At 62.4% G+C, this 14,249-nt stretch carries 12 protein-coding genes; 11 read left to right on the top strand and 1 reads right to left on the bottom strand.

Annotation, left to right across the window (positions count from 1 at the left end):
- Positions 1-118 precede the first annotated feature (118 nt).
- The 6 genes from gcvH to J3P79_RS06300 all read left to right on the top strand — a co-directional run bounded on the left by gcvH (position 119) and on the right by J3P79_RS06300 (position 7,208).
- A complete protein-coding gene (gene gcvH, locus J3P79_RS06325; RefSeq protein ID WP_434609055.1) occupies positions 119-502 on the top strand; it encodes a glycine cleavage system protein GcvH in 384 nt (127 codons plus the stop codon).
- Positions 503-512: 10 nt separating this feature from the next.
- A complete protein-coding gene (gcvP, locus tag J3P79_RS06320; RefSeq protein ID WP_434609053.1) occupies positions 513-3,362 on the top strand; it encodes an aminomethyl-transferring glycine dehydrogenase in 2,850 nt (949 codons plus the stop codon).
- A gap of 125 nt (positions 3,363-3,487) precedes the next feature.
- The gene (locus tag J3P79_RS06315; protein ID WP_434609051.1) at positions 3,488-4,864 is read left to right on the top strand and encodes an L-serine ammonia-lyase; all 1,377 of its coding nucleotides are present in this window, start codon (positions 3,488-3,490) and stop codon (positions 4,862-4,864) included.
- 31 nt (positions 4,865-4,895) lie between these two features.
- On the top strand, positions 4,896-6,020 hold the full coding sequence (gene gcvT, locus J3P79_RS06310; protein WP_434609049.1) for a glycine cleavage system aminomethyltransferase GcvT: 1,125 nt from the start codon (positions 4,896-4,898) through the stop codon (positions 6,018-6,020).
- Between the two features lie 393 nt (positions 6,021-6,413).
- A complete protein-coding gene (locus J3P79_RS06305) occupies positions 6,414-6,626 on the top strand; it encodes a cold-shock protein (protein ID WP_434609048.1) in 213 nt (70 codons plus the stop codon).
- Between the two features lie 93 nt (positions 6,627-6,719).
- Positions 6,720-7,208, top strand: coding sequence for an RDD family protein (locus J3P79_RS06300; protein WP_434609047.1), 489 nt, complete (start codon positions 6,720-6,722; stop codon positions 7,206-7,208).
- Between the two features lie 181 nt (positions 7,209-7,389).
- Here the strand turns inward: J3P79_RS06300 and nadA are convergent, their stop codons facing one another.
- On the bottom strand, positions 7,390-8,448 hold the full coding sequence (gene nadA / locus J3P79_RS06295; protein ID WP_030140785.1) for a quinolinate synthase NadA: 1,059 nt from the start codon (positions 8,446-8,448) through the stop codon (positions 7,390-7,392).
- Positions 8,449-8,750: 302 nt separating this feature from the next.
- Here nadA and J3P79_RS06290 point away from each other — a divergent pair, with 302 nt between their 5' ends.
- The 5 genes from J3P79_RS06290 to J3P79_RS06270 all read left to right on the top strand — a co-directional run bounded on the left by J3P79_RS06290 (position 8,751) and on the right by J3P79_RS06270 (position 14,188).
- The gene (locus J3P79_RS06290) at positions 8,751-10,556 is read left to right on the top strand and encodes a copper resistance system multicopper oxidase (protein ID WP_434609045.1); all 1,806 of its coding nucleotides are present in this window, start codon (positions 8,751-8,753) and stop codon (positions 10,554-10,556) included.
- A gap of 49 nt (positions 10,557-10,605) precedes the next feature.
- Positions 10,606-11,469 (top strand): copper resistance protein B, encoded by an 864-nt coding sequence (locus J3P79_RS06285; protein WP_434611376.1) that lies wholly within the window; start codon positions 10,606-10,608, stop codon positions 11,467-11,469.
- A 51-nt stretch (positions 11,470-11,520) separates the two neighbouring features.
- A complete protein-coding gene (gene copC, locus J3P79_RS06280) occupies positions 11,521-11,907 on the top strand; it encodes a copper homeostasis periplasmic binding protein CopC (RefSeq protein WP_434609043.1) in 387 nt (128 codons plus the stop codon).
- 4 nt (positions 11,908-11,911) lie between these two features.
- Entirely contained in the window at positions 11,912-12,823 is a 912-nt protein-coding gene (gene copD, locus J3P79_RS06275) for a copper homeostasis membrane protein CopD (RefSeq protein WP_434609040.1), read from the top strand.
- Positions 12,824-12,985: 162 nt separating this feature from the next.
- Complete coding sequence (locus tag J3P79_RS06270) at positions 12,986-14,188, top strand: cyanate transporter (protein ID WP_434609039.1); 1,203 nt, start codon at positions 12,986-12,988, stop codon at positions 14,186-14,188.
- Positions 14,189-14,249: the final 61 nt, after the last annotated feature.

The raw sequence follows: 14,249 nt of genomic DNA, 5'->3' as shown, positions 1-14,249 counted from the left end.
GATAAATAAGCCATTAATAATATTGGCCGCGTTCTTGCTATGGGTATTGCCATTCGGCCGGGCCAAGCCTCGCGCCTTTCTTCGCGTCCACCAGACGAATCTGGTCCCAGGAGTTTCCATGAGCGAGTTGCGTTTCACTGAAGATCACGAATGGCTGCGCGCCGAAGCCGACGGCAGCGTTACCGTAGGCATCACCGCTTTCGCGCAGAATGCCTTGGGCGACGTGGTTTTTGTGCAACTGCCTGAATTGCAGTCCTATGAAAAAGGCGCCGAAGCCTCCACCGTGGAATCGGTCAAGGCCGCCAGCGGTGTGTATATGCCGTTGGACGGTGAAGTGCTCGAAGTGAATGACAAACTCGACGGCAGCCCGGAACTGGTCAACGAAGACCCGATGGGCGAAGGCTGGTTCTTCCGTTTTAAACCGACCGACGCCGACGCAGTGGCTAAGCTGTTGGATCAAGACGCCTACGACCGCCTGATCAAAGCCAACGCCGAAGCCTGAGGAGCGCACCATGACCGTTAATCTCGGCACCGCCAACGAATTCATTGCCCGCCACATCGGCCCGCGTGCCAACGACGAGCAAGCCATGCTCGAACGCCTGGGCTTCGACTCCCTGGAAGCCCTGAGCGCCAGCGTCATCCCGGAAAGCATCAAGGGCACCAGCGTGCTGGACATGGGCGACGGCCAGAGCGAAGCCGATGCACTGGCCTCGATCAAGGCCATCGCCGGCAAGAACCAGCTGTTCAAGACCTACATCGGCCAGGGCTACTACAACTGCCATACGCCGGCACCAATCCTGCGCAACCTGCTGGAAAACCCGGCGTGGTACACCGCCTACACTCCGTACCAGCCAGAAATCTCCCAGGGCCGTCTCGAAGCGCTGCTGAACTTCCAGACCCTGATCAGTGACCTCACCGGCCTGCCGATCGCCAACGCCTCCCTGCTGGACGAAGCCACCGCCGCCGCCGAAGCGATGACCTTCTGCAAGCGCCTGAGCAAGAACAAGGGCAGCAACGCCTTTTTCGCCTCCGTGCACAGCCACCCGCAGACCCTCGACGTGCTGCGCACCCGGGCCGAGCCCCTGGGCATCGACGTGGTGGTAGGTGATGAACGCGAACTGACCGACGTCAGCGCATTCTTCGGTGCGCTGCTGCAATACCCGGCCAGCAACGGTGACCTGTTCGACTACCGCGAACTGACCGAACGCTTCCACGCCGCCAACGCCCTGGTGGCCGTTGCTGCTGATCTGCTGGCCCTGACCCTGCTCATCCCGCCAGGCGAATTCGGCGCCGACGTCGCCATCGGCAGCGCTCAGCGCTTTGGCGTGCCGCTGGGTTTCGGCGGTCCGCACGCGGCTTATTTCTCCACCAAGGATGCGTTCAAGCGCGACATGCCGGGCCGTCTGGTCGGCGTTTCCGTGGACCGTTTCGGCAAGCCGGCCCTGCGCCTGGCGATGCAGACCCGCGAGCAACACATCCGCCGCGAGAAAGCCACCAGCAACATCTGCACCGCCCAAGTGCTATTGGCCAACATCGCCAGCATGTACGCCGTGTACCACGGCCCCAAGGGACTGGTGCAAATCGCCAATCGCATCCATCACCTGACCGCGATTCTCGTCAAGGGCCTGGGCGCGCTGGGCCTGAACGTCGAGCAAGAGAGTTTCTTCGACACCCTGACCCTGCACACCGGCGCGCAAACCGCCGCCCTGCACGACAAGGCCCGCGCCCAGCGCATCAACCTGCGTGCAGTGGACGCAGAACGCCTGGGGCTGTCCCTGGACGAGACCACCAGCCAGGCTGACGTCGAAGCTCTGTGGAACCTGCTGGCCGACGGCAAGGCCCTGCCGGACTTCGCGGCCCTCGCTTCGAGCGTGCAAAGCCGCATCCCGGCCGAACTGGTGCGCCAATCGGCGATCCTCAGCCACCCGGTGTTCAACCGCTACCACTCCGAAACCGAGCTGATGCGCTATCTGCGCAAGCTCGCCGACAAGGACCTGGCCCTGGATCGCACCATGATCCCGCTGGGTTCCTGCACCATGAAACTCAACGCCGCCAGCGAAATGATCCCGGTGACCTGGGCCGAGTTCGGCGCCCTGCACCCGTTCGCCCCGGCCGAGCAAAGCGCTGGTTACCAGCAACTGACCGACGAGCTGGAAGCCATGCTCTGCGCGGCCACCGGCTACGACGCGGTGTCGCTGCAACCCAACGCAGGTTCCCAGGGTGAATACGCCGGCCTGCTGGCGATCCGCGCCTATCACCAGAGCCGTGGCGAAGACCGTCGCGACATCTGCCTGATCCCGTCCTCGGCCCACGGCACCAACCCGGCCACCGCCAACATGGCCGGTATGCGCGTGGTCGTGACCGCCTGCGATGCCCGCGGCAACGTTGACATCGAAGACCTGCGCGCCAAGGCCATCGAGCACCGCGAGCACCTCGCCGCGCTGATGATCACCTACCCGTCTACCCACGGCGTGTTCGAAGAAGGCATCCGCGAGATCTGCGGCATCATCCATGACAACGGCGGCCAGGTGTACATCGACGGCGCCAACATGAACGCCATGGTCGGCCTCTGCGCCCCGGGCAAGTTCGGTGGCGACGTGTCGCACCTGAACCTGCACAAGACCTTCTGCATTCCTCACGGCGGTGGCGGCCCAGGCGTTGGCCCGATCGGTGTCAAGTCGCACCTGGCACCGTTCCTGCCGGGCCACGCCAACATGGAACGCAAGGAAGGCGCAGTCTGCGCGGCGCCGTTCGGCAGCGCGAGCATCCTGCCGATCACCTGGATGTACATCCGCATGATGGGCGGCGCGGGCCTCAAGCGCGCCTCGCAACTGGCGATCCTCAACGCCAACTACATCGCCCGTCGCCTGGAAGAGCACTACCCCGTGCTCTACTCCGGCAGCAACGGCCTGGTGGCCCACGAATGCATCCTCGACCTGCGTCCGCTCAAGGACAGCAGCGGCATCAGCGTCGATGACGTCGCCAAGCGCCTGATCGACTTCGGCTTTCACGCGCCGACCATGTCGTTCCCGGTGGCCGGCACGTTGATGATCGAGCCGACCGAAAGCGAATCCAAGGAAGAGTTGGACCGCTTCTGCGACGCCATGATCTGCATCCGCGAAGAAATCCGCGCAGTTGAAAATGGCAGCCTCGACAAAGACGACAACCCGCTGAAGAACGCCCCGCACACCGCGGCGGAACTCGTCGGCGACTGGACCCACCCTTACAGCCGCGAACAGGCGGTGTATCCGGTGGCGTCGTTGATCGAAGGCAAATACTGGCCGCCCGTGGGCCGGGTCGACAACGTGTTCGGCGACCGCAACCTGGTCTGCGCCTGCCCGTCGATCGAAAGCTACGCTTGACCATGAAGGGGGGCGGTCACCCGCCCTCCGAATCTCCCCTTGTGGGAGCGAGCAAGCTCGCTCCCACAAGGGGCTTGAGTCACATCTTCAAAGTCGATCCCATAAAAAGAAACCGGAGAAACACCATGTCGTTAAGCGTGTTCGACCTGTTCAAGATCGGCATCGGCCCCTCCAGCTCCCACACGGTCGGCCCGATGCGTGCCGCGGCCCGTTTCGTCGAAGGGTTGCGTCGCGATGAGCTGCTCCATACCACTGCCAGCGTCAAAGTCGAGCTATACGGTTCCCTCGGCGCCACCGGCAAAGGCCACGGCAGCGACAAGGCCGTGCTGCTGGGCCTGGAAGGCGAGCATCCGGACACCGTGGACACCGAAACAGTGACCGCCCGGCTCCAGGAGATCCGCAGCAGCGGTCGCCTGAACCTGCTCGGCGAGCACACCATCGAATTCAACGAAAAACTGCACCTGGCGATGATCCGCAAACCGTTGGCCTACCACCCCAACGGCATGATCTTCCGCGCCTTCGATGCCGCCGGACTGCAAGTGCGCAGCCGCGAGTACTACTCGGTGGGCGGCGGCTTTGTCGTCGACGAAGACGCGGCCGGCGCCGACCGTATCGTCGAAGATGCCACGCCGCTGACCTTCCCGTTCAAGAGCGCGAAGGACCTGCTGACCCATTGCAGCACCTATGGCCTGTCCATCAGCCAGGTGATGCTGACCAACGAAAGTGCCTGGCGCCCAGAAGCCGAAACGCGCGCCGGCCTGCTGAAGATCTGGCAGGTGATGCAGGATTGCGTGGCGGCGGGCTGTCGCAACGAAGGGATCCTGCCGGGCGGGCTGAAGGTCAAGCGCCGGGCCGCGGCGTTGCATCGCCAGTTGTGCAAGAACCCCGAAGCCGCACTGCGCGACCCGCTGTCGGTGTTGGACTGGGTCAACCTGTATGCCTTGGCCGTCAACGAAGAAAACGCCTATGGCGGACGCGTCGTCACCGCCCCCACCAACGGTGCGGCGGGCATCATCCCGGCCGTGCTGCATTACTACATGCGCTTCATCCCCGGCGCCAATGAAGATGGCGTGGTGCGATTCCTGCTGACCGCCGCCGCCATCGGCATCCTGTACAAGGAAAACGCCTCCATCTCCGGCGCTGAAGTCGGTTGCCAGGGCGAGGTCGGCGTGGCCTGTTCCATGGCGGCGGGTGCACTGTGCGAAGTGCTGGGCGGTACCGTGCAACAAGTGGAAAACGCCGCCGAGATCGGCATGGAACACAATCTCGGGCTGACATGCGACCCCATCGGCGGTCTCGTCCAAGTGCCCTGCATCGAGCGCAACGCCATGGGCTCGGTGAAGGCCATCAACGCGGTACGCATGGCCATGCGCGGCGACGGCCATCACTTCGTCTCCCTCGACAAAGTCATCCGCACCATGCGCCAGACCGGCGCCGACATGAAAAGCAAATACAAGGAGACCGCACGTGGCGGTCTGGCGGTCAACATCATCGAATGCTGACGCGTGCCAATCTCATTTTCCAGGAGTTGATATGTCCACCGAACAACTGTTGAAAACCCCGCTGCACGCCCTGCACCTCGAACTCGGCGCCCGCATGGTGCCGTTCGCCGGCTACGACATGCCAGTGCAGTACCCGTTGGGCGTGATGAAGGAACACCAGCACACCCGTGATCAGGCCGGTTTATTCGATGTGTCCCACATGGGCCAGATCCGCCTGACTGGCGCAGGTGCCGCCAAGGCTCTGGAAACCCTGGTGCCGGTGGACATCGTCGACCTGCCGGTGGGCATGCAGCGCTACGCCATGTTCACCAATGACAACGGCGGTATCCTGGACGACCTGATGGTCGCCAACCTGGGCGATGACGAACTGTTCCTGGTGGTCAACGCAGCGTGCAAGGACCAGGACCTTGCCCACCTGCAAGCGAACATCGGCGGCCAGTGCAGCATCGAGCCGCTGTTCGAAGCCCGCGCCCTGCTCGCCCTGCAAGGCCCGGTCGCCGTCACCGTACTCGCACGCCTGGCGCCGGACGTGGCGAAGATGACCTTCATGCAATTCCAGCGCGTCACCCTGCTGGGCGTGGATTGCTTCGTCAGCCGTTCGGGCTACACCGGCGAAGACGGTTTCGAGATTTCCGTGCCGGCGGCCGATGCGGAGAAACTTGCACGCGCCCTGTTGGCCGAGCCCGAAGTCGCTGCCATTGGCCTTGGCGCCCGTGACTCCCTGCGCCTGGAAGCCGGCCTGTGCCTCTACGGCCATGACATGAACACCGAGACCACGCCGATCGAAGCCAGTCTGTTATGGGCGATTTCCAAGGTGCGCCGCGCCGATGGCGCCCGTGCCGGGGGCTTCCCCGGGGCGGAAACTGTTTTTGCCCAACAACAGCAAGGCGTGAAGCGCAAACGTGTCGGCCTGCTGCCCCAGGAACGCACACCGGTTCGCGAAGGTGCGGAGATCGTCAACGAAGCCGGCGAGACCCTCGGCACGGTTTGCAGCGGCGGCTTCGGGCCGACACTGGGCGGTCCGTTGGCGATGGGTTACCTGGACAGCGCCTACGTCGCCCTGGACACGCCAGTCTGGGCCATTGTGCGTGGGAAAAAAGTGCCTCTGCTTGTAAGCAAAATGCCATTCGTTCCACAGCGCTACTACCGTGGTTGATTGGCTGTTTCTATAAGTAACGCGGTTGCGTTAAACGTGCACTAATGTGTAACGCAACCGCCATAAAAAGGTGCATCTAGTCTTAATCAACCGGGCTTATAACGCTACGGAACTACTGGACTTGCCTTTTGAATAAGCCGACCTCGACAAAACATCTAAACGCCAGCAAAGCTGAGTAAATCCGGGCCCTTCAGGGGGGTTGTTTTTTCGTTGGAAGTTGGCGTAGAGTTTCGTCACTGTGTTTGCATGGGTCGCTTGGATCGTGACCTGGGCAGTAGCCTACTAAGTTAGCTACAACCCGTTCGACGTCATCTTACTTTCCTGCAACCCAGCCCCAGTACTCTTTCGTGTGGAAAGAGGCTGTCATTAATTTAGCGTCAAGGAAATAAGAAAATGGCTGATCGTCAGAGCGGTACCGTCAAGTGGTTCAACGACGAAAAAGGTTTTGGTTTCATCACCCCTGAAAGCGGTCCGGATCTGTTCGTACACTTCCGCGCCATCCAGGGCAACGGCTTCAAGAGCCTGAAAGAAGGCCAGAAAGTCACTTTCGTTGCCGTGCAAGGCCAGAAAGGCATGCAGGCTGACGAGGTTCAAGCCGAATCCTAAGGCTTGCCCAACTAAAAAAGCCCCTGATTGATATCCGGGGCTTTTTTATGGCCGTAAATCCGTAAAATGGCTTCTTTTTGGCTCGAGGCCGTCATGTCGAAACACCTGCTCACCCCCCAGGGTGACTTCCCTCCCGCCGGCCTGGGTCGTCGCCTGGCCGCGATGTTCTATGACTTCCTGCTGTGCACGGCGCTGCTGATCGTCACCGGTGGCGTGTACAAGATGATCCAGATGGCGATCATCGGCGAAGAAAAGATGCGCGCCCTTACCGACGCCGGCGCGCTGGACGGCGACCCGCTGCTGTCCACCGTGTTGCTCTTCGTGCTGTTCGGTTTCTTCGCCAAGTTCTGGACCCACAACGGCCAGACCCTGGGCATGCAGGTCTGGTGCATCCGCGTGCAGAACGCCGACGGCACGGCCATCAGCCTGTGGCAGGCGTTGTTGCGGTTCGTGGTGTCGATTGCGTCATTGCTGCTGGTGGGCGCGGGCTTTATCTGGGCGCTGTTCGACAAGCGCAAGCGCGGCTGGCATGACATCTACTCGGATACGCAGTTGGTGCGGATTCCCAAGAAGACCAAGTAGCAACGCATTACAACCTCCGTGGCGAGGGAGCTTGCTCCCGCTCGGCTGCGCAGCAGTCGTAATCCAGCCAATGCTGTGTGACTGAATACCGCGCGGTGTCTCGTTTGGGGCTGCTTCGCAGCCCAGCGGGAGCAAGCTCCCTCGCCACAAAAAGCCTGGCAGGCCTAAAATCTGTTCAGCCTCAGGCATTGCCCGCCAACTTCATCCGCGCCGCCTGAGTGAAGTCGAGCATGCGCTTGAGGGGGCGGATCGCCTGGGGAATCAACGCCGGGTCGACGAATATCTCGTTGCTGCCGTCCTTGAGTGCCTGAAGCGTGCGTTCCAGGGTGTTCATCGCCATCCACGGGCAATGCGCGCAACTGCGGCACGCCGCGCCGTTGCCGGCGGTAGGGGCTTCGATGAAGACCTTGTCCGGGCACAGCTGCTGCATCTTGTAGAAAATGCCCCGGTCAGTGGCGACGATCAGCGTCTTGTTCGGCAAGCTCTGGGCAGCGGCGATCAACTGACTGGTGGAACCCACGGCATCCGCCAGCTCGATGACCGAGGTCGGCGACTCCGGGTGTACCAGGATCGCTGCGTCCGGGTACAGCGCCTTCATGTCTTCCAATTGCTTGGACTTGAACTCTTCATGGACGATGCAGGCGCCGTCCCAGAGCAGCATGTCGGCACCCGTCTTGCGCTGGATGTAGGTGCCCAGGTGCTTGTCCGGGCCCCAGATGATCGTCTCGCCGTTGTCCATCAGGCTTTCGACGATCTCCAGTGCGCAGCTGGACGTCACGACCCAGTCCGCCCGGGCCTTGACCGCCGCCGAAGTGTTGGCATACACCACCACGGTGCGCTCCGGATGCTGGTCGCAGAACGCCGAGAACTCATCCACCGGGCAGCCCAGGTCGAGGGAGCATGTGGCTTCCAGCGTTGGCATCAGCACGCGTTTTTCAGGGTTGAGGATCTTGGCGGTCTCCCCCATGAACTTGACCCCGGCCACCACCACGGTCTTGGCCGGGTGGGCATTGCCGAAGCGGGCCATCTCCAGGGAATCGGAGACACAGCCCCCGGTCTCTTCGGCCAGGGCCTGGATGATCGGGTCACAATAGAAATGCGCGACCAGCACTGCGTCCTGAGCCTTGAGCTCGGCGGCGATGGCGGCGCGGTACCAGGCCTCTTGCTCGGCTGACAGCGGCTTGGGCTGCTTGGCGTCGAGGTGAGCCTGGACCAGAAGGCGTTCGGAAATCTGCGTCATGTTCGCAAGACCTATAGGCGCGTTTGCGCGAAAGTCGAGTATACACCCGGCTCCGGACCACTCGGGTACCGCCGGGAAAGTGAGTGTCATCAGGCACGGGACAGCGTGAAGCCGGCAAGGCTACAGAATATCCCGCCGTTGCAAAAGATCATTCTGACCTGTGCCCGGGCAGGCGACTTGCGCCTGTGCCAAGCTGACTGAAATGTAATCACTCGCCCCGCCCGCCTGTGTCATCTTTCGCTCAAACCTGCACGGGAACCCTTTCCCTGCACGCAGCGAATCGACTGACGGATTTTCATCGCATGCAAACAAAAACTTCCCGGCGAACCTTTGTAAAGGGCCTGACTGCCGGCGGCATCCTCGCAGGCCTGGGCTTGTGGCGCGCCCCTGTCTGGGCAGTCACTGGCCCTGGCCAACCCAACGTACTGAGCGGCACCGAGTTCGACCTGTTCATCGGCGAAAGCCCGGTCAACTTCACCGGCAGCCCACGTATCGCCCAAACCATCAACGGTGGCATCCCCGGCCCGCTGCTGCGCTGGCGCGAAGGCGATACCGTGACCTTGCGGGTGCGCAATCGCTTGAAAGACACCACTTCGATCCACTGGCACGGCATCCTGCTGCCGGCCAACATGGATGGCGTGCCTGGGCTGAGCTTCAAGGGCATCGAGCCCGACGGCCTGTATGTCTACCAGTTCAAGGTCCGGCAGAACGGCACCTATTGGTACCACAGTCACTCCGGTTTCCAGGAGCAGGCCGGGGTCTATGGGCCATTGGTCATCGACGCCAAGGAGCCCGAGCCCTTCCAGTACGAACGTGACTACGTGGTGATGCTCACCGACTGGACCGACGAAGACCCCACCGACGTGCTTCGCAAGCTCAAGAAACAGTCGGACTACTACAACTACAACAAGCGCACCGTCGGCGATTTCATCAACGACGTGGGCAAGAACGGCTGGGCCGCCACCGTGGCCGATCGCAAGATGTGGGCCGAGATGAAAATGAATCCCACGGATCTTGCTGACGTCAGTGGCGCCACGTACACCTACCTCATGAATGGCCAGGCGCCAGACATGAACTGGACCGGCCTGTTCAAGCCTGGCGAGCGCATCCGCCTGCGCTTCATCAACGGCTCGTCCATGACGTATTTCGATGTGCGCATTCCCGGCCTGAAAATGACCGTCGTCGCCTCCGATGGCCAGTACGTCAAACCGGTGAGCGTCGATGAGTTCCGAATCGCCGTGGCGGAAACCTACGATGTCATCGTCGAGCCGACGCAGGAAGCCTATACGCTGTTCGCCCAATCGATGGACCGCACCGGCTATGCCCGCGGCACTCTCGCCACCAGGGCCGGGTTGTCGGCGCCGGTTCCGCCCGTCGACCCCAGGCCATTGGTGACCATGGATGACATGGGCATGGGCGGTATGGATCACGGCAAAATGGGTGAAATGAAAGAAATGGATCACGGATCGATGCAGGGCATGGCGGGCATGGACCACAGCCAGATGCAAGGCATGGACGCAGGCATGCAGGGCATGGATGACATGTCCGGCATGGATCACAGCGCCATGCCAGGCATGGGCGGCATGCAGGCCCACCCCGATTCGGAGAAAGACAATCCGCTGGTGGACATGCAGGCCATGAGCGTCAAGCCCAAGCTCGACGACCCCGGCATGGGCCTGCGTGACAATGGCCGCAAAGTGCTGACCTATGCGGACCTGCGCAGCACCTTCCCCGACCCCGACGGCCGCGAACCGAGCCGCACCATCGAGCTGCACCTGACCGGGCACATGGAGAAATTCGCCTGGTCGTTCGACGGCGTGAAATTCTCCGACGCCGCGCCGCTGCTGCTCAAGTACGGCGAGCGTCTGCGCATCGTGTTGATCAACGACACCATGATGACCCACCCCATCCACCTGCACGGCATGTGGAGCGACCTGGAGGACGCAAACGGCCAATTCATGGTCCGCAAGCACACCATCGACGTGCCACCGGGCTCCAGGCGCAGCTACCGGGTCACCGCCGATGCCCTCGGGCGCTGGGCGTATCACTGCCATCTGCTGTATCACATGGAGATGGGCATGTTCCGTGAAGTTCGGGTGCAGGAATGAGGAAGCAACCATGACCACTATCATGAAATACCCCGCCCTGCCCGTGGCCATGCTTGCCCTCGGCACCAGTATCTCGGCCTGGGCCGCGAGCAATGACATGCCAGGCATGGATCACAGCCAGATGCAGGGTATGGACCACAGCCAGATGCAAGGCATGGACTCGATGCAAGGCATGGAGTCCATGCAGTCGGCCCCCACCCGCAGCCGCACGCCCATCCCGGAACTGACCGCCGCCGACCGCGCCGTCGTCTACGAGGATCACGGTGGACACGCGGTGCATGACAGCGCCATCAACTCGTTTTTCCTGATCGACCAACTGGAATGGCAAGACGCCGACGACGGCAGCGCCCTGAGCTGGGATGCCTCTGGGTGGATCGGCGGCGACATCGATCGCTTGTGGCTGCGCTCCGAAGGCGAGCGCTCCAATGGCAAGACCGAAGAAGCTGAACTCCAAGCACTGTGGGGCCATGCCGTCAGCCCCTGGTGGGACGTCGTGGCCGGCGTGCGCCAGGATTTCAAGCCTGGCGATTCACAGACTTGGGCGGCACTCGGCGTACAAGGCATGGCGCTGTACAACTTCGAGGCCGAAGCCACTGCCTTTATCGGTGAGGGTGGCCAGAGCGCGGCGCGCCTTGAGGGTGACTACGACATCCTGCTGACCAATCGCCTGATCCTGCAGCCCACCGCCGAAGCCAACTTCTATGGCAAGAACGATCCTGCCCGTGGCGTCGGCTCGGGGTTGTCGGACACCGAACTCGGCGTGCGCCTGCGCTACGAAATACGCCGCGAATTCGCGCCCTACATTGGCGTCACCTGGAATCGGGTCTACGGCAACACTGCCGACTACGCCCGGGAAGAAGGCGAGGACCGCAGCGAAGCACGCCTGGTGCTGGGCGTGCGCATGTGGTTCTGAGCCGCTGATCTGCTTCACTAAAAACTAAAACCGAGCTGTAGGAGTCCTTGCATGTCATTCATCAAAACCGCTGTTATCACCGTCGCCTTGTCCACCGGCCTGTTGGTCAGTGGCTTGGCCCAGGCCCACCCGAAACTGCTGTCGTCAACGCCGGCCGAAGGGGCCGAGGGCGCGGCACCGGCGAAGATCGAGCTGCACTTTTCCGAGAACCTGATCACCAGATTTTCCGGCGCCAAGCTGATGATGACCGGTATGCCCGGCATGGCGGACCATGCGCCGATGCCGATGTCGGCCAAGGTGTCCGGGAGCGACGATCCGAAAACCATGGTCATCACCCCAAACACGCCACTCGCCACCGGCACCTACCAGGTGCAATGGCGCGCGGTGTCGTCCGACACTCACCCGATCACCGGCAACGTTACGTTCAAGGTGAAGTGAGTTGATGAGCGACTCGATCAACGTTGCGCTGCGCTTTGCCCTGTACCTGGATCTGATGTTGCTGTTCGGCCTGGCCGCCTTCGGCCTCTACAGCCTGCGCGGCAAGGAACGCATGTCGGGCGCGGTGTTGCCTTTCGCACCGCTGTTGGGGATCACGGCGGTGCTGGGCGGGTTGCTCTCCCTGGCGGCGATGGCGTGCATGGCCTGGGCGATGAGTGGTGTTTCCGAGTGGGCCGAACTGCGGCCGCACGTTGAAATGATGGTATCGGAGACCGATGTCGGCCTGACGTGGACGGTGCGCATGGCGGCGCTGCTGCTGGCCGGTGTCGCCGCGACGCTCAGCCACCGTTGGCCGACCGCCAGCCTGGCCCTGGTCGCGCTGGGCGGGGCCGTGGCGTTGGCGACGCTGGCCTGGACAGGCCACGGTGCCATGGACGAAGGCACCCGCCGGAACTGGCACTTCATCACCGACTTCCTGCACCTGTGGGCCGCGGGTGGCTGGGTCGGTGCCTTGGCCGCATTTGCCCTGCTGCTGCGCAGGGCCGAACATCGGCTGGCGGTACTGGCCCGGACATTGACCGGTTTCGAGACCGCCGGGACGGTGTTCGTGGTGGTCATCAGTGTGACGGGGGTGATCAACTACCTGTTCATCGTCGGACCAAGCGTCGACGGAATGCTCCAGAGTACCTACGGCCAATTGCTGGCGCTCAAACTCATCTTGTTCATGGCCATGCTGGTGTTCGCCGCGCTGAATCGTTTTCAGCTGAGCCCTCTGCTGGAGCAGGCCCGACAGACCGGCGAGCATCACGTGGCGGTGAATGCCCTGCGCCGCAGCATGATCCTGGAGTTTTGCGTGGTGGTCACCATCCTCGGACTGGTGGCTTGGTTGGGAACGTTGAGTCCAGGGATGGGCTGACCGGCTGGCGCCCCGCTGAGCCCGTGGCGAGGGAACTTGCTCCTTCGCCACGCAGGCCGGGTGAGCGGTATTTAATTATTCAATAAGCCCCGCCAGTTTTCAGTTTGCCCAAATCAGGCTGCTCCAGCCTAAATGGCGCTTTGCTTTAGCCAAGGCTCTGTTATGGAAAACGTTCGAACCTCAAGCACCCATGCCGTCTGGCTAATGGTCAGCATCGTGTGCGTGGCGCTGAACCTGCGACCATCGATGGCGGCGATCGGACCGTTGCTGTCAGCGATTCGCGGCGAAGTGCCCCTGAGTTTCAGCACGGCATCGCTGCTGACCATGTTGCCGGTCATGGCGATGGGCCTGGCGATGTTCCTGGGTATCCGCGTGGCGCTGCGCATCGGCGAGCACCGCACCATCCTCCTGTCGCTGGTGATCATCGGCCTCGCCACGGCCTCGCGGCTTTATCTGGACAGTGCCGCAGCGCTGATCATCAGCGCCATTTTGGCCGGAGTCGGCATTGCCCTGATCCAGGCCGTGCTGCCGGCGCTGATCAAATCGCGCTTACGCGACAACGTCTCGTTGTTCATGGGGCTGTACGTCACTTCGATCATGGGTGGGGCGGCCATCGCCGCATCGCTCTCGCCCTTTGTCCTGGCTGAGACTGGCAGTTGGCGCATCGGCCTGGCGATCTGGGCGCTGCTGGCGCTGGTCGCGCTCGGTGGCTGGCACGCCCAGCGCTCGGCCGTCAGCCCCTTGCCCGAAGCACCGGGACGGCCGCAGGCGTCATTCTTCGGTAACCGTCGGGCCTGGCTGCTGGCGCTCTTTTTTGGCCTGGGCACCGCGTCCTACACCTGCGTGCTGGCCTGGTTGGCGCCTTATTACCTGGAAAAAGGCTGGAGTGAACAGCAGGCTGGGCTGGTGCTGGGGTTCCTCACGGCGATGGAAGTGATCTCCGGCCTGATCACCCCGGCGCTCGCCAACCGCAGCCGGGACAAACGCTGGGTACTGATCGCACTGCTGACGCTGATCATGGCTGGCTTCTGTGGCTTGATCCTCAGCCCAGGTCGCTTCGGTCTACTGTGGCCCTGCCTGCTGGGATTGGGCATCGGAGGCCTGTTCCCGATGAGCCTGATCGTATCCCTCGATCACTTGGACAACCCGCGCAGGGCCGGTGCGTTGACCGCATTCGTGCAAGGTATCGGCTACCTGATCGCCGGCCTTTCGCCACTGGCCGCCGGAGTGATACGTGACCAACTGGGCAGTTTCGAATGGGCCTGGTGGTCGCTGACTGCGGCGATGGGACTGATGATGCTGATGGCGTTGCGCTTCAACCCCAGGCAATACGCTCGGCATCTTGGCCAGGCACCACTGTCGTAGGCTAAAACGCCGATGCTCCTGTATAAAGGACGCCTTCGTGGGAATGGGATCTTACGCAAGG

This window comes from Pseudomonas sp. R1-7 (assembly GCF_051132105.1).
GTDB lineage: Bacteria > Pseudomonadota > Gammaproteobacteria > Pseudomonadales > Pseudomonadaceae > Aquipseudomonas.
Note: the sequence above shows the minus strand (reverse complement) of the source record. Positions and strands in the feature narration are given on the sequence as shown.